The sequence below is a fragment of the Pseudomonas ogarae genome (assembly GCF_014268695.2).
GTDB classification, from domain to species: Bacteria; Pseudomonadota; Gammaproteobacteria; order Pseudomonadales; family Pseudomonadaceae; genus Aquipseudomonas; species Aquipseudomonas kilonensis.
In genome coordinates this window covers 1,813,678-1,829,068 of record NZ_CP077086.1, presented here as the reverse complement: position 1 = coordinate 1,829,068, position 15,391 = coordinate 1,813,678, and the positions used below count along the sequence as shown (strand labels likewise).

The following is a 15,391-nucleotide window of genomic DNA, read 5'->3' as shown; positions in this document are numbered from 1 at the left end:
GCTTGAATCAAACCGTCGGCCGAAATGTGACCGATGAGTCACAACATACTTCCAAGAAACCTTTTGCCGGCTGGAACCCTCAGGTTCCGCCTTGTCCCGCCGGCGAACTGCCCGCCTATAACAATACCCGTCGACCGTTTTTTTTGGATCGACATGGGCTTTATCTTCCAGGCGTATGCCTACCTGTCACATTGCCCGTGCAATCTCATTGCGCGCATACCCGCTTGCCAGGAGTCTTATGACATGAGGCCAGAAATCGCTGTGCTGGATATACAGGGTCAGTATCGGGTTTACACGGAGTTCTATCGCGCAGACGCCGCACAAAAGACCATCATTCTGGTCAACGGCTCAATGGCCACCACCGCGTCGTTTGCACAGACCGCCAAAAACCTCTACCCGCAATTCAATGTTGTGCTGTACGACCAACCCTACGCGGGCAAGTCAAAAGCTCACAACCGACATGAGCAAATGCTGACGAAAGAGATCGAGGGCCAGATTCTCCTGGAACTGATCGACCACTTCGCCGCCGAGCACGTGCTGTCGTTTTCCTGGGGCGGCGCCGCCACGTTGACCGCCTTGGCGCAGCGACCACGGCGCATCGAAAAAGCGGTGATCAGCTCGTTCTCGCCGGTGCTCAATGCGCCGATGCGCGACTACCTGGAACGCGGCGTGGACTACCTGGGCAGCCTGGACGGCGACCGTGTCGGGCACTTGGTCAACAGCACCATCGGCAAACACCTGCCGCCGCTGTTCAAGCGCTTCAACTATCGCCATGTCAGCAGCCTGGCCGAGCATGAGTACGGGCAGATGCACTTCCACATCAGCGATGTGCTCCACAGCGACCAGCTGTGCTACGTCAACGCCGCGAAAAAGATCAACGTACCGGTGTTGTTCCTGAACGGCGAATGGGACGAATACACTGCGGCCGATGACGCCAGGCTCTTTGCCGATCACGTGCAGCACAGCAGCTTCAGCACGCTGCAAGCCACCGGGCACTTCCTGGACATGGAACACAAAGCCGCCTGCCGCGACAGCCGTAACGCCTTGATGGGTTTCCTCACACCGGAACACCACGAAAGCCGACCGCGCTATAGCTACGTACAGGGCTACCATGCACCGGCCATCTGAAACCGAGTCCTGGCGAGCAAGCCCCGTCCTGCGCCTTCAGCAACGGGGCTTGCCCGCCAACGACCGCTCTGGTTTGAGGCTCGCGTAGACGACTGACCGCACGCTGTGTGAAGAAAAACTTCAAATCCGTGCCCACATCTGGTACAAAGTCAGCCGCTCTGAGCGGGTGTCGTATAATGGCATTACTCCAGCTTCCCAAGCTGATAACGAGGGTTCGATTCCCTTCACCCGCTCCAATCGAATTCTGGTCCTGCGCCGTATGTTTTTTGGCGAGGGATTAAAAAACCGGCTCTTGGTGGCCGGTTTTTTTTGGTCTGGAATTTTGTGGGATTTGCGCCCCTGAGGTTCACACCGAGCACCTATGAAGGAGAGCAAGGATGCACCTGATTGACTCATATCTGCCTACGTATCAGTTCAGTGAATTGCATACCGCGGACATCCCCGTAGACCCTTCCCATGCCATGGCGGCAATCCTCGCCCATCGCCCCGAAGACGACCGTTTTTTTCGGTATGCAATCAAGCTTCGCGAACTCCCCATGCGCCTGCTGGGTCGTTCTCCGCATCCAGGCGCTGATCAACGCGCTTCATTCGGCATGGATAATTTCACGTTGCTTCAACGCAACGGCGACAAAGAGATCGCCTACGGGCTCGCCGGCAAGCTGTGGAAAGCTGACTACGGCCAAGTCGTTGTCGCGGATGCCGAAGCGTTCGAGCTGTTCAATGAGCCGGGGAATGTGAAGCTGGTCATTAGCTTCAGCTGCCAGCTGCTGCGATCGGGCTTGACGAGGGTGACCACGCAGACACGGGTGCATTGCCTCGACGCGGATGCGTTGCGAAGTTTTACGTCGTATTGGTATTTGATTCGCCCGGTCAGCGGGCTTATTCGTCGGCGCATGCTGAGGGCTATTGCGAGGCGTTGTGCAGCAGGCGCTTTGAAGAAGAGTGAGCATGAATGAGCGCTCATGGAGATAACTTCATCAGACCTTCGCCATAGGAGAAGTGCTAGGCAGGTGATCAAGCCTCTTGGATCCGCTTACAGCAAAGTAGAAGCGATGGCGCTGAACACGTAGGGGGTAGGGCACCGATGATTTGAGATGAGTGGCAAAGAATCAAACATGCCTTGCGACAAAAGCGACGACGGCGAACAGAGTCAGGGCGAACGTAGCACCGATGCTGAACGGCAGCAACGTAACGCGGATATAGCGACAGCGTTTCGCCCATCAGCTCGCGCAAGGAAACCACGAGTTCGACGAGACTTTGAACAGAGCCTAATGAACCTTGGGCTGATTTGACGGCAACATCTCAGTGTGCCTGAGCAGAGGCCCGCGCAGCTTTGATAGCCTCTGCTTTCTGCACAACATCACGTTGCGAGGCGTTAGCTTTGCCAATGATGCCCATCAAGATTTCTTTTCTAGTCTCGGCGGGAGTGTTAGTGAAAAACTCAGTCAAAGCGCTGGTTTTCTTGATCTTATCTGTACTCATTGATTTCAAACCTCTGCTAACAGCTCAACGAGCTGAGCCTGATCATAGATCTGGGGAATCAGAGCGTCAATCGTATCCCCAGCCACATCAAGCTCAACCTGTTGAGCGTCGTCGCCATCAAAGTCCTTGATAAGCAAATCGATGTGGACCTGGCTACCGTAGATGCGCTTCAACTCAATGACATTGCGCCGTGCGGCAACAAACTGTCTGGCGAACTCCTGCAGCGGAATGTTCCTGCCCTCTGTAACTTCCCGAGCCTGCACGAACTGCCAGGCGAGTTCTGGTCTCTGGTAGACATACATAATCTGGGCTTTCCTGCCACTTCCCAAGACGCGGTCGATATTCCGCTTCGCTACCCCAAGGTTGGCCATCGTCCCATCCAGAATGAACGAAAGCCGCTTCTTGAACGCGCGGTCCAACACCTTTTCTAGAATCTTCGTAACCGCACGCTGAAAAAGGTATGAATTGCGTCCGTCGTAGCCGGGAATCAGACTTCGAAAATCATCAGGATCGATACGAAGAACACGTTTGGAGTAAAGGCTCAGATTTCTCTCGTCCAAATCGTCAGCCATAGCCTTGGCTATTTCCGTCTTGCCAGCCCCAGGCGACCCCGCCATGAACACCGTGAATGGTACCTCCTCACTGAGGTACACAGCGGTGTCCGCAATATGCCGAGCCAAGGAAGCTCGATTCACTCTAGCGAATTCAAGGGCGGCTTGCTCGATAGCAATTTCTTCTGGCGTCATACCGACATCGACCTGTTTTACTTGATCCAAACTTAGAACGTTGATCGTTACCCATACGGACGAAGGCAACGACGATCAGTGTCTCGTTGAACATCGTCACATAAAGTATCCTCTGGCTCTCACGAATATTTGTAGGGAAATTCCGAGCGTTGCGTAAGGAGCACGCTAACTACGCTTTTTAGGCGGTGTGCCGACTTGTTGGGTTTGTCTTCCGTGGTTACCCTTCTAGACGTCGCTGCAAATCAGGCGATCGGGCTTGGAAACCCGTGAGTCAAGCAACCGCGCTTCACGGGAGCTAGACAATGCGTACCTCGCAGCAAATTAAATCACTTTCAAACCAGCCAAAGCACAGGCCTCGAACCTACTGTTTCTCGATCGACGGGGGCAGGCCATGAACGAAAACACTGAGCTAAAAACCATCGGCTACACCCCCTTCAACTATTCCGCTGATCGAGCACTGTTCCGTGTCAACGGCGGTGTCCCCATCCAAGAGGCATTGGAACGGGCGTCAGATCTTTTGCATCTCGCTCACCGGCTTGCCGAAGACGCGGCGTTTGAAAAGAGCACCGACCGCTACGCCTGGGCTGCGCACTTTTTGTTGGAGATGAGCAAGGCGGTGATTGATGACGTTGTGAAGGTCATTACGCCAAGGCCGGCGGCTGAGTCCAAGAAAAAATCCGAGGCGCAGTAGATCGACAGTAAGTCCTGAGAATGGGGACATAGGGAACCCCATCCGATAGACAGCGCTAAGCCCTGCTTCTTTCGCAGCGGGGCTTAGCAATACCGACGTACCTAGGAGGCTCAAGCATGGGAACCGTTCGAAAAACCATCACCGTGGCCAATCAGCCCATCCAGAGACATAAGGCTGAACTGAAGACTATTCGCTCGGCCCTTGAAGACGGTGAGTCCAGCGGCCCCCCTCGCCCATTCAATCCCGACGCATTCAAACAGCGAATGTTACTAGTTCGTGGGGTAAATCCCCATCGTAAAAACTATTCAGCCCCAGGCAAATGCCCCAACGGCAACGCACCCGGCGTCTTCACCGTATTAATCGCAAAGTTACTCCGGATATCGCTGATGCCGGGCAATTTCAACAAATGCCCCGTGACAAAACGGTCATAAGCCCGCAGGTCCGGCACCACGACTTGCAGTAGAAAATCCGACTCGCCCGATACCAGGAACGCCGAGATCACTTCGGGCAATGCCGTCACTGCCTGGCGAAATGCTTCGGCTCGCTCGTCGTTGTGCCGTTCGACCTTGACGCCGACGAAGATCGTCAGCCCGAGGCCCACTTCGTCGCGGTCCAGGACGGCTTGGTAACCACGAATCACCCCCGCCTCTTCGAGCATCCGCACGCGGCGCAGGCAGGGTGAGGGGGACAGGCCGATTTCTTCGGCCAGTTGCACGTTGCTCAGGCGGCCGTCGCGTTGCAGTGCGACGAGGATTTTGCGGTCAAAGGCGTCCAGTTTCATAAGTTGGCATTTTCCGATTGGATGACGCAGATACGTGGCAGATTATGCCAATTCTCGAAGCTTTAGAAGCTGACTTCGCAACCACCTGCCCCGCCCCTCCGCCATAGACTGGGCACTTGCGAATCGTTGATGAAGGGGTGTGGCATGGCAGAGCTCGGGTTGTTTTTGATGGCGTTGACGGTGGCGTATCTGTTGCCCGGGCCGGACATGATTCTGCTGCTGCAAACCGGTGCCCGTCAGGGCAGGAGCGCGGCACTGGCGACGGCGGTGGGCCTGGGGATTGCTCGGGGGTGTCATGTTGCATTGGCGGCGTTGGGGCTTTCGGCCTTGTTCAAGACCGCGCCGTGGACGTTCGACGTCGTGCGTCTGGCCGGTGCTGCTTACTTGTTATGGATCGGTTTTCAATGCCTGCGGACCACCTTGTTGCCGAGTTTTGAAGGTGTCGCAGTCGAGGTCGGGAAACGGCGCTGCTACCAGGCGATTCGGCGTGGGCTGCTGACCAATCTGCTCAATCCCAAAGCCTTGCTGTTTTGCTCGGTGTTGTTGCCGCAGTTCATCGATCCACAGGGCGGGCCGGTGCTGGGGCAATTCGCGACCCTGGGCGTGGTACTGGTCGGCGTCGGCCTGCTGTTCGATAGCGCCTATGCGTTGGTGGGTGTCGCACTCGGTCGCTGGCTTCAGCGTTCGCCTTCGGCCCAGCGCGTACAGCAGTGGCTGTTTGGCAGTCTTCTGATTGGTTTTGCGGTACGGCTGACGTTTGTGCAGCAGTCATAGCGACCGTAGTTTCGCGAAGTGGCTCCTGGTATTTGATCTGTAAGCGGGAGCAAGCTCCCTCGCCCCACAAGCATTACGTCCGGCTTCACATCCCGAAATAAACCCACCCCGCCCCTCTGCCGCCCTTGTGCGACGCCGCTTCTAGACTTCGTCGCAGTCGCTGCGCATGCCTGCCGAGGTCACCCTCGGTGGTTATAGTGTTGATCATTAATTTTCAGTAGGTATAGTACCCACCAAGCACACCACACGGAGGTGTTGTGAATAGCCGATTTTTGATAAGCCAGATCATTGCAGACGGTTGGTATCTGGTACGAGTTCGGGGCAGCCACCATCACTTCAAGCACCCGACTAAGCCGGGGCTGGTCACGGTTCCTCATCCGAAGAAGGACCTGCTCAAGAAAACGGCCATCAGTATTTTGCAACAGGCGCTGCTTCAGCCAGTCCGTTGCTCGACGTTCCCGGAGGACGATGATTATGCTTTACCCGATTGCGATTTCCATGGGCGATGACAAGCACGCCTGGGGTGTTGAAGTGCCGGATATTCCCGGATGTTTTTCCGCAGGCGACGACCTGGACGAGGCCATGGCAATGGCGCGCGAGGCCATCGAGGGACATTTCGAGATTCTGGCTGAAGACGGCTCGCCGATTCCGTCGGCCAACACCGTCACCTTGCACGCCGCCAATCCGACATATGCCGGCTGCACTTGGGCGCTGGTGGACATCGATGTGACCAAGTACCTGGGCAAGGCGCAGAAACTCAACATCACGTTGCCCGGCTACCTGCTCAACCGAATCGATGAATATGTGTTGCACCATCCTGAAGAGAAGAGCCGTTCCGGCTTCCTCGCTTCGGCAGCGCTCAAGGTGTTGCAGCAAGGGCGCTAAGAAAGCCGCCACAACCTGTGGGAGCGAGCTTGCTCGCGAAGGCGTCGGCACATCCAACATCACTGCGAACTGATCCACCGCCATCGCGAGCAGGCTCGCTCCCACAGGGTTTTGCGACAGCCCATTCGAGGGGTTGCGGGCTGCCTATTTCTTTTCCGCTCCAGACTCTTGCATCTGCACCGAGGACTTGGTGCCATCGGTGTTGTCCTTGGTCTCGTTACCCGAGTTGTCGAAGCAGCCTTGCAGGGCGAACAAACAGCAGGCAAGGCAAACAGTGCGTGCGAGATTCATGGTGGACTCCGAAGCTGAGGGCCTTAAGGAGTGACCCGCCAACACGGCAATTGGTTGCGATGATTTTCAGGCTGCACGGAAAATCCTTGCCGAACAGCGGCGCCTGAAAATGTAAGCAGAATTTTCATCAATTCATTGCTGTCACAAAGGACAGGTGCATCCATAAGGAACACAGCAATGACCTTCGCAAAAATCGCGCAAAAACTGGCCCTTTGGGCGGGGAGCCCCAAGACGTTTCTGGGGGCCATCGTGTTGTTGGCACTCTGGGCCCTCAGCGGGCCTTTTTTCCAGTTCAATGACACGTGGCAACTGATCATCAACACATCAACGACGATCATTACCTTCCTGATGGTATTCCTGATTCAAAACACGCAGAACCGCGATACCGACATCTTGCACCTCAAGGTCGATGAGTTATTACGAGCGACCAAGGAGGCACAGAATGCAATGCTGGGCCTTGAGTCGCTGGACCTCAAGCAACTGGAGGCGCTGAGAAAGCATTACCAGGCCATGGGCCAAGGCGAAGCCAAGAGTCTTGAAGGGCTGGAAGAAAAGAACAAAGTAGACCTGAACCAGTGCTGACGCAGATGCGCTGGAAGGTTCTCCTTTTGGCGAGCAAAAATCAGCCGGGACGCGAACGTCCCGGCCCTGAATACAAAAATACAGCAGATCAGCGGCTGGCCTGCAGCGCCCTGGCCATTTCGAGATGGGTCTGCAGTTTAGGCAGCGTTTCATCGGCGAAGGCCTTGATCTCCGGCACTTCGGTGGTCTGGGCCTGCTGCTCGATCTGCGCGATGGCCTCCTCGGTGGCCTTGACCTGGCTGGCGGCATACGCAGCTTCGAATGACTCGCCTTCCTTGACCTGCGGCATCAGGGCCTTGGCCTTGTCAGCCACCTCCTCCCGGGGGGCGACAGGCAGGTCGAGTTTCTTGGCGATCTTCGCCAGGTGTTGATTGGCCGTGGTGCGGTCGTTGATGACCATGATGGTGTAATCCTTGACCTCCCTGGATTCGGCTTTCCCATGGGCCATGCGACTGGCCTCGATGTTGGCCATGCCTTTGGCTGAAGCATCGTTGATGAATTCGGCAGGCGATTGGGCCCAGGCACTGTTGGCGCCCAGGCCCATCAACACGACGAGACTGGTGGTGCGAAAAAAGCTGGCCATACGGCTCATGGTCGCGCCCTCCTCTATGAAAGTTCTGGCGGGTTATCCACCGTTGAATCAGAACCAGCCATGAATTCAGCGAGACGTCCTACCCGGCTTCCGGCCAATTTCGGCTTTCGAGGGGCTTCTATCGACGGTCGTGATGGTGGTTCTCCCACTTCTGCGACCTGATTCGGACACCTTCGTTCGATCGTGAGCAATGTTTGCCGGATAAATACGGCTTGAACCGAGCATGGTCCAGCCCTCCCTATTCGTGGATACAGGCCGTGCAGGCCCCTTTTTATATTCGAATGGGATACAGACCGAAGGTTTGGGAAAGGCGCTGGCGCCACGACGAACGGTGACGCGCTATCAGATGCCGAACGCCCGGTGATTGTGACGTTTGGCGGCGTACATCGCCTCATCGGCGTGGCGGAACAAGGCGACATCTTCGGTGCCATGGTCGGGGAAACAGGCCACGCCGATGCTCGGTTCGATGCTCAGGCAGTGCCCGTCCAGACGCAGCGGCTGGGCCAGTGCATGGCGGATTTTCTCCCGCACACTGTGGGCATCCTCCAAGGCCTGGATGCTGTGCAACAGGACCACGAACTCGTCGCCGCCAATACGCGCCACGGTGTCGGTGTCGCGGATGCAGCCCTTGAGACGATTGGCCACCGCTTGCAACAGCATGTCGCCCACCCCGTGGCCATAGGTGTCGTTGACCTGCTTGAAACGGTCCAGGTCGATATACAGCAAGGCCATGCGCCCGGACGCAGCACGGGCGGTTGCCAAGGCGTACTTGAACCGTTCACGGAGCAATTCGCGGTTGGGCACCTGGGTCAACTGATCGTACTGAGCCATGTGCTGCAACCGGGCATGCAACTGCTTGCGCTCGATGGCGATGGTGAGTTGCGCGCAAACGTATTGCAGCAACTCCTTGTCCTGCTCGGTGTAGCGCACGTTGTCCGGCGCGCTCTTGACGATCAGCGCGCCAATCGTGCCGCTCTGCGAGTTCAGTGGCACGCCCAGCCAACACGGCGCATCCGGCTGCGCCACAAGGTCGTCGAACCCCGGCGGCAAGTGGCTGCAACCGGGCGTCAGCAGGATTGGCTGGCCGCTGCGAATCACCTCGGCGCACAAACGCCCGGTGACCGTGCCCGGCAATTCGGGCTGCCCTTCCCGGTCATCGACGTGATAGGGGAAGTTAAGTTGCGAACATTGTTCGTCATACAGCGCCACCGAAAAATTCAGCGCCGGCAGCCACTCGCCAATAATCAGGTGGATGCGCTTGAACAGCGCCAGCAGATCCGCCGCAGCATGGGCGGCCTCGGAAATCGCATACAACGCCGCCTGTCGGGACTCGGCCTGCTTGCGTTCGGTGATGTCCCGGGCCACGGCAATGCGCAGTTGGTCCGCCGGCGACCAGCGTGCCGACCACAGGATGTGCACCACCCGACCGTCCTTGCGCAGGTAACGGTTCTCGAAATTGAGCTTGGGCTCGCCGTCCATGATCTCCCGCGCCGCCTCAAGGGTCCGCTGGCGGTCGGCGGGGTGCACCAAGTCGATCATCGGCTGGCCGATCAGTTCCTGCGGGGTGTAGCCAAAAATCTGTTCGCAGGCAGCACTGACAAACACGAAACGCCCTTGGCCGTCGACGGCACACACGGCGTCCATCAGAAGGTCGATGTAGCTGGCCAGCGGCGCGGAACTTCGAGTGTCCATGGGGCTGGAGGTCATCCGGATAATGCAACGGTGAGCGAAGCGGGTGATCGTCAGTTCATGACGCCGATACATCGAGCGAGCCCGACGCGCCCCCTGTACCGATGAGGATAGCGCAGGGGATCAACTGTAGGGAACGAAACGCCCAGGAGGTGCAGCCACTCGCTTCAACGCAACCCCGTCACTCCGTAAAAAACGCCATACCGGCATACGGTGCCTGCCGACAGGCCTTCAACCGCGATGCCAGGTCGCCGACATGGACTTCGAGCTTGTGCCCGTCCGGGTCGAGAAAGTAGAACGAATCACCCTCGCTGCGGTTGTCTCGCCACGATGACACCTGGGCCGCGTTCAGCCGCGCCACCAGCACCGGAAAATCCTCGGCAGCGATGCTGAAAGCGTAATGGGTGTAGTCCGCCGCCGGTTCGGGGCTGCGCAACGGGTCGAAAGACAGGCACAACCACAAACCCGGCAGCGATAAATAGGCCCCGCGGTCCCACTTGGCTTCGAAACGCAGCTGCAACAGCTCGCCATAAAAAACCACACTGCGGTCCAGGTCGGTGACGGCAAGGGTCAGATGATTGAGGCCTGAGAGCATTAGCAAACAACCTTCAGAAAAGAGTGATAACCCAGCGGACTTGGGGCGAACCCAGGGTATTTCCAAGCTCCGACATCGCCGACGGATTCCCCGTCCAAGGTCCTAGGCAAAGTCCTACGTAGAACTCTCCAGTGACACTCAAACACGCCGGAAACAGCCGATTCAAAGCCCTGCATAACAATCTGTAAAGTCTGGAAACACACCGTTATCGAAACACCCACGGACAGCACCACTCACCAAGGAATGCAATCGCACCATGAACCAGACTGCTCAAGCGCCCCATCACTTCACCCACTACCGCAAGGTGATTACCCTCGCAGACCAGAACTGGCAGGGCACCGAAGCCGGAAAAATCTCAGGGCTGAATGTCGAGGTCAAGACACCCAATGTGCTGGTCGACCAATACGGTCGTACCTTTCATCACTTCTGTACTACGTCGTACCTGGGCCTGGACTATCACCCCGCGTTGCTGGACGGCGCCATGACTGCCCTGTGGGAAACCGGGACCCTGCGGGTCGCCAACTCAAGGAATCGCTGCAAGCTGGCGATCCTGGACCAGTACGAAACCCAATTGTCGGAGCTGTTCGGGGCCAGTTGCCTCAGTGCCCTGTCGTGCAGTGCGGCAAGCGCCGGAATCCTGCCGCTGCTGGCCAGCGGCGCGCTCACCAACCAGTGTTCGCCGGTCATGGTGTTCGACAAATACGCCCATTACTCGATGAACCACAGCAAGGCCGCCTGCGCCGATGAAACCCAGGTCATCACCTGCCAGCACAACGACATGGATTTCATCGAAGACCTGTGCAAACGCCAGCGCTGCGTGGCATACGTGGCCGACAGCGCCTACAGCATGGGCGGATTGGCGGACCTGGACAGCCTGATGTATCTCAAGCAGCGCTATGGCCTGTTTCTCTACCTGGATGACTCCCACGCATTGTCTGCGGTCGGGGAGTCCGGCGCAGGCCTGGTCCGTTCGCGCGTCCCGGCCGTGGATGAACGCACCCTGATCGTTGCCTCATTGGCCAAGTCCTTCGGCGCCAGTGGCGGGCTGGTCATGTTTGGCAGTGAACGGCACAAGGCGCTGGTGCAGCGTTACGGTGGGCCGAGCAATTGGTCCCAGAGCCTGAACGCAGCGGCCATCGGCGCCGGCATGGCGTCGATCCGCCTGCACCGCAGTCGAGAATTCAGCGCCCTGCAGGAGCGTTTGCAAGCTAATATCCGCTTCTTCGACAGCCTCGTGCGCACTGAACAGCACGGCAACCCCATGGCGATCCGCATGGTGCCCTGCGGTGAAGCGGCCCTGGCCAACAGCCTGGCCGTCGAACTGGCCGAACTGGGGTATTTCACTTCAGCGGTCTTTTTTCCCGTGGTGCCGCAAGGCAAGGCCGCCATTCGCATTACCCTGCGCGCCGACATGGAGCCGAACGTGATTCGCTCGTTTTGCGAAAAGATCACCGAACTGCTGCTGACCCACGGGCGTGACATCCGCCCTTGAGACAGGACGCTCGATGAAGAACCGTACAACCCTGATCGTCACCTGCACCACCGTTTTCCTGGCCCAACTGGGCATGAGCATCTACTTGCCGGCCCTGCCCGATATCGCCCGGGACCTGGACGCCGAGGCGTCCCGGGTTTCCTGGGGCTTGTCGGTGTACCTGATCGGCATGGCGCTGCCGATGTTGCTGTGGGGCAGCCTGAGCCAGCGGCTGGGGCGCAAGCCGGTCTTGCTGGCGGCCTTGGGGTTGTACGGTTTGGCCAACCTGGCCCTGCCGCTGGGCACAACCGTGGAGGCGTTCCTGACGCTCAGGTTGATCCAGGGCATCGGCGCCAGCGGTATCTCGGTGATGGCACGGGTCTTGATTCGGGACAGTTTCAGCGGCGACCTGTTGGCCAAGGCCCTGTCCTGGATATCGATCGCCTTTGTGATTGCCCTCGGTATCGGCCAGTACCTGGGCTCGCTGATCCAGGCCGCTTTCGGCTGGGAGGCGATTTTCTACGGTTTGGGCGCCGTCAGCCTGGCCATGGCAGCGGCAGTGTCCAGGGCCAGGTTCCCGGTGCTGGTGCAAGCCGGCAACGGGCAATCGGCGTGGGGGATCTACGGGCACATCCTGCACCGACGCGCGTTCCTGCTGCCGGCCTTGGCGGGTGGGCTGGGTTACGGCGTGATCGTCGCCTTCAACACCGCCGCGCCGCTGATCCTGCAGGAGAGCTTCCACTGGTCGCCCATCGAATACGGCCTGCTGGGCTGGCCGGTCAGTGCGGCGTACTTGCTTGGGGCGCTGGCGGTGAACGCTTTTGTACTGCGTACCGGCCAACGACGAATGATGGGCTGGGGCATCGCCCTGGTGCTGGGCGGGAGCATGACCATGCTGGCAGGCAGCCTCACCCTGAGCAGCATCGCGCTGCTCTTCTGGCTGCCGTATTGCTTCGCGGTGTTTGGCCAGTCGTTGATCTACCCCATCAGCCTGTCCCTGGCCAACGAAGGCTCACCGGTGGCCGGCGCGTATGCCATGGCGTTGAGCGGATTCCTGCACCAACTGATGGCCTCGGTGATCGGTGCCATGGCCAGCCTGTTGTTGAGCCAACAGGCCTGGCCGCTGGCGGCGTTGTGCGCGCTGTTGGGGACGGCGGCGATGCTCTGTGTGAAGTTCGTGCCACCCCGGGTCGCTTAGGCTTTGTACGAAAAGTGCCTGCGCGACGATCATGCTGCGTTGAAAACAGGCTCGGAATGCTCATTTACAATCCGTAAACTCCGCTTCCTCGCCTGTTTTCGCCTTGCCTGATCGCCGCTCGGCGACTTTTCATACAAAGCCTAGAACGCGCTGCGGAAAATCTCTTCGATCTGCCGCTGGTCCGCCGCCCGTGGGTTGGTCAGGCCGCAGGCGTCTTTCAAGGCGTTGGCGGCCAGCACCGGTACGTCATTGAGGCGTACGCCCAGGTCACGCAAACCGGCCGGAATGTCTACATCAAGGGCCAGTTTGCGGATCGCCGCAATGGCGTCCCGGGCCCCTTCTTCCGGGCTGAAGCCCCGTGTATCGGCGCCCATGGCATGGGCCACGTCGGTCAGGCGAACGGCGCACACCGAAGCGTTGAAGCTCTGCACATGAGGCAACAGCACCGCGTTGCACACACCATGAGGCAGGTCGTAGAAGCCACCCAACTGATGCGCCATTGCGTGCACGAAACCTAACGATGCATTGTTGAACGCCATCCCCGCGAGAAACTGCGCGTAGGCCATGTTTTCCCGGGCTGTCAGGTCGTTGCCGTCCCGCACGGCCAGGCGCAGGTTGTTGCTGATCAGGGTGATGGCCTTCAGAGCGCAGGCATCGGTAATCGGATTGGCGGCGATAGAAACATAAGCCTCGATCGCGTGGGTCAGTGCATCCATGCCGGTGGCGGCCGTCAGGCCCTTGGGCATCGCCACCATCAGCGCCGGGTCGTTCACCGACATCAATGGGGTCACGTTGCGATCGACAATCGCCATTTTCACGTGACGGGTCTCGTCAGTGATGATGCAAAAACGGGTCATTTCGCTGGCGGTGCCCGCCGTGGTGTTGATGGCGATCAGCGGCAACTGCGGCTTGCTCGAACGGTCGACGCCTTCATAGTCACGAATCTGCCCGCCGTTGGTGGCGCACAGGGCGATGCCCTTGGCGCAGTCGTGGGGCGAACCACCGCCCAGCGACACGACGAAATCACACTGACTCTCCTTCAGCAGCCCCAGCCCGAGCTCGACATTGGCGATGCTTGGGTTGGGCTTGGCGCCGTCGAAAATCACCGAGTCGATGTCCTGTATCGCCAATAACTCGGCCACTTTGGTGGCGACGCCGGCCTTGGCCAGCCCCGCGTCGGTGACGATCAGGGCTTTGCGAAAGCCGTAGTTGCGAATAGCGGTCATCGCTTCATCGAGGCAGCCCAGCCCCATGATGTTCACGGCGGGAATGAAAAAAGTGCTGCTCATGGGGTCACGCTCCTGGTTGAGGCCGGATCGGCAGGGCCTACAGAATGACCGACTAGTCATGACGCATCTTGATCTGGCTCAAGACTGGGTCGTGATAAAGTCGCGCCCTGCCTTTGCCACGTTTTGAGATGATCCTTGCGATGACCGATTTCCAGGAATACGACACCCGGCTCGAAGACTGGGAGGCCCTGCGCGCCGACACCGCCTTCAACGGCCTGCTGGTGGGCAACGGCGCCAGCCGCGCGGTGTGGGATGATTTCGGCTATGACTCGCTGTTCGAAAATGCCCGCACCGTCGAGGAAAAACCCCTGAGCCCGTCGGAGCTGAGCGTGTTCGACGCGATGCAGACGCGCAGTTTCGAGCAGGTGCTCGCTGCGCTGAAAACCACCAGTCGGGTCAACAAGGCCCTGGCCGTCAGCTCTGCCGCGCCGCGCAATCGCTATTACGCGATCAAGGAAGCACTGATCAACACCGTGCATGCGGTGCACATCCCATGGCGCCTGGTGCAACCGTCGACCCTGTCGACGCTCAACCAGGAGCTGAGCCGCTACCGCACGGTGTTCACCACCAACTACGACCTGCTCAACTACTGGGCAATCCAGCAGGCGCCCGAGAGCATCAGCGACCTGTTCTTGGGCGATGACCACAGTTTCGACCTGAGCCAGGCGACCACCGACAAACCACGCCTGTTGTACCTGCACGGCGGCCTGCACCTGGTGCGCAACCAGGACGGCACGGCGCGCAAGCTCACGTCCACCGAAGGCACCTTGCTGGGCAGTTTCGCCATCAACAACACGATCAAGACCCTCGACGATGTGCCGCTGTTCGTCAATGAAGGCCCGAGCCAGGACAAGCTCAAGACCATCCGCAGCAGCGATTACCTGTCGTTCTGCTACGACCAGTTACTGCAGCATGGCGACAACCTGTGCCTGTTCGGCCATGCCCTGGGCGAACAGGACCGGCACATTGTCCATGCCCTGCGCCTGGCGGCACCGAAAACCGTGGCGATTTCGATCTACCCCCGTAGCCAGGCGTTCATCCAGCATCAGAAGCGGCATTACGCCAAGGTGTTCCAAGGGCTGGAGGTGCAATTGCGCTTCTTCGATGCCAAGAGCCATCCGCTGGGCGATCCGAAGTTGTCGGTGCCGGTGGAGGTTTAAAACACGTGTGGAGGGGGGATCCATGTGTGGGAGCAAA

Annotated in this window: 17 protein-coding genes, 1 tRNA gene and 1 pseudogene; 11 read left to right on the top strand and 8 right to left on the bottom strand. The window is 58.7% G+C overall.

Annotation, left to right across the window (positions count from 1 at the left end; translation table 11 throughout):
• Positions 1-243 precede the first annotated feature (243 nt).
• The 3 genes from HU749_RS08145 (at position 244) to HU749_RS08135 (ending at position 2,084) form a co-directional block, all read left to right on the top strand.
• The gene (locus HU749_RS08145) at positions 244-1,128 is read left to right on the top strand and encodes an alpha/beta fold hydrolase (RefSeq protein ID WP_079303777.1); all 885 of its coding nucleotides are present in this window, start codon (positions 244-246) and stop codon (positions 1,126-1,128) included.
• 162 nt (positions 1,129-1,290) lie between these two features.
• Positions 1,291-1,364 (top strand) — tRNA-Gly (locus HU749_RS08140).
• Positions 1,365-1,505: 141 nt separating this feature from the next.
• Complete coding sequence (locus HU749_RS08135; protein ID WP_186649609.1) at positions 1,506-2,084, top strand: hypothetical protein; 579 nt, start codon at positions 1,506-1,508, stop codon at positions 2,082-2,084.
• A gap of 346 nt (positions 2,085-2,430) precedes the next feature.
• On the opposite strand, the gene HU749_RS08130 is transcribed toward HU749_RS08135, so the two are convergent.
• Together HU749_RS08130 and HU749_RS08125 are read right to left on the bottom strand one after the other, a co-directional pair.
• Complete coding sequence (locus tag HU749_RS08130; protein ID WP_041475779.1) at positions 2,431-2,610, bottom strand: hypothetical protein; 180 nt, start codon at positions 2,608-2,610, stop codon at positions 2,431-2,433.
• 5 nt (positions 2,611-2,615) lie between these two features.
• A complete protein-coding gene (locus HU749_RS08125; RefSeq protein WP_186649737.1) occupies positions 2,616-3,356 on the bottom strand; it encodes a zeta toxin family protein in 741 nt (246 codons plus the stop codon).
• A 391-nt stretch (positions 3,357-3,747) separates the two neighbouring features.
• On the opposite strand from HU749_RS08125, the gene HU749_RS08120 reads away from it, so the two are divergent.
• Positions 3,748-4,047: a DUF3077 domain-containing protein gene (locus HU749_RS08120; protein ID WP_014337003.1), complete on the top strand. Its 300-nt coding sequence runs from the start codon at positions 3,748-3,750 to the stop codon at positions 4,045-4,047.
• 301 nt (positions 4,048-4,348) lie between these two features.
• Here HU749_RS08120 and HU749_RS08115 read toward each other — a convergent pair whose 3' ends face one another.
• Positions 4,349-4,828 (bottom strand): Lrp/AsnC family transcriptional regulator, encoded by a 480-nt coding sequence (locus tag HU749_RS08115; protein ID WP_003198732.1) that lies wholly within the window; start codon positions 4,826-4,828, stop codon positions 4,349-4,351.
• A 144-nt stretch (positions 4,829-4,972) separates the two neighbouring features.
• Here HU749_RS08115 and HU749_RS08110 point away from each other — a divergent pair, with 144 nt between their 5' ends.
• The 3 genes and pseudogenes from HU749_RS08110 (at position 4,973) to HU749_RS08100 (ending at position 6,487) form a co-directional block, all read left to right on the top strand.
• The gene (locus tag HU749_RS08110; protein WP_079303773.1) at positions 4,973-5,602 is read left to right on the top strand and encodes a LysE family translocator; all 630 of its coding nucleotides are present in this window, start codon (positions 4,973-4,975) and stop codon (positions 5,600-5,602) included.
• Positions 5,603-5,859: 257 nt separating this feature from the next.
• Positions 5,860-6,036: pseudogene (locus tag HU749_RS08105) on the top strand (type II toxin-antitoxin system HicA family toxin); the annotation flags it as partial.
• A 40-nt stretch (positions 6,037-6,076) separates the two neighbouring features.
• On the top strand, positions 6,077-6,487 hold the full coding sequence (locus HU749_RS08100) for a type II toxin-antitoxin system HicB family antitoxin (RefSeq protein ID WP_014337000.1): 411 nt from the start codon (positions 6,077-6,079) through the stop codon (positions 6,485-6,487).
• A 144-nt stretch (positions 6,488-6,631) separates the two neighbouring features.
• Here the strand turns inward: HU749_RS08100 and HU749_RS08095 are convergent, their stop codons facing one another.
• Positions 6,632-6,778: a hypothetical protein gene (locus tag HU749_RS08095; protein WP_003198724.1), complete on the bottom strand. Its 147-nt coding sequence runs from the start codon at positions 6,776-6,778 to the stop codon at positions 6,632-6,634.
• 177 nt (positions 6,779-6,955) lie between these two features.
• On the opposite strand from HU749_RS08095, the gene HU749_RS08090 reads away from it, so the two are divergent.
• The gene (locus tag HU749_RS08090; protein ID WP_014336999.1) at positions 6,956-7,360 is read left to right on the top strand and encodes a low affinity iron permease family protein; all 405 of its coding nucleotides are present in this window, start codon (positions 6,956-6,958) and stop codon (positions 7,358-7,360) included.
• Between the two features lie 88 nt (positions 7,361-7,448).
• On the opposite strand, the gene HU749_RS08085 is transcribed toward HU749_RS08090, so the two are convergent.
• The 3 genes from HU749_RS08085 to fos all read right to left on the bottom strand — a co-directional run bounded on the left by HU749_RS08085 (position 7,449) and on the right by fos (position 10,236).
• Entirely contained in the window at positions 7,449-7,952 is a 504-nt protein-coding gene (locus HU749_RS08085) for a DUF4142 domain-containing protein (protein ID WP_225919143.1), read from the bottom strand.
• A gap of 342 nt (positions 7,953-8,294) precedes the next feature.
• Positions 8,295-9,644, bottom strand: a complete 1,350-nt coding sequence (locus HU749_RS08080) for a sensor domain-containing protein (protein WP_095962874.1) — start codon at positions 9,642-9,644, stop codon at positions 8,295-8,297.
• Positions 9,645-9,822: 178 nt separating this feature from the next.
• Positions 9,823-10,236 carry a fosfomycin resistance glutathione transferase gene (fos, locus tag HU749_RS08075; protein ID WP_079303765.1) on the bottom strand — a complete coding sequence of 138 codons (414 nt, stop codon included), beginning with the start codon at positions 10,234-10,236 and terminating at the stop codon, positions 9,823-9,825.
• Between the two features lie 256 nt (positions 10,237-10,492).
• Between fos and HU749_RS08070 the strand changes: the two genes are divergently transcribed.
• The gene (locus tag HU749_RS08070; protein WP_186649607.1) at positions 10,493-11,728 is read left to right on the top strand and encodes an aminotransferase class I/II-fold pyridoxal phosphate-dependent enzyme; all 1,236 of its coding nucleotides are present in this window, start codon (positions 10,493-10,495) and stop codon (positions 11,726-11,728) included.
• Between the two features lie 13 nt (positions 11,729-11,741).
• Entirely contained in the window at positions 11,742-12,905 is a 1,164-nt protein-coding gene (locus HU749_RS08065) for an MFS transporter (protein ID WP_095962873.1), read from the top strand.
• Between the two features lie 140 nt (positions 12,906-13,045).
• On the opposite strand, the gene yiaY is transcribed toward HU749_RS08065, so the two are convergent.
• On the bottom strand, positions 13,046-14,194 hold the full coding sequence (yiaY, locus tag HU749_RS08060; RefSeq protein WP_186649605.1) for an L-threonine dehydrogenase: 1,149 nt from the start codon (positions 14,192-14,194) through the stop codon (positions 13,046-13,048).
• A gap of 140 nt (positions 14,195-14,334) precedes the next feature.
• On the opposite strand from yiaY, the gene HU749_RS08055 reads away from it, so the two are divergent.
• Positions 14,335-15,354 (top strand): DUF4917 family protein, encoded by a 1,020-nt coding sequence (locus HU749_RS08055; protein WP_095962872.1) that lies wholly within the window; start codon positions 14,335-14,337, stop codon positions 15,352-15,354.
• Positions 15,355-15,391 lie beyond the last annotated feature (37 nt).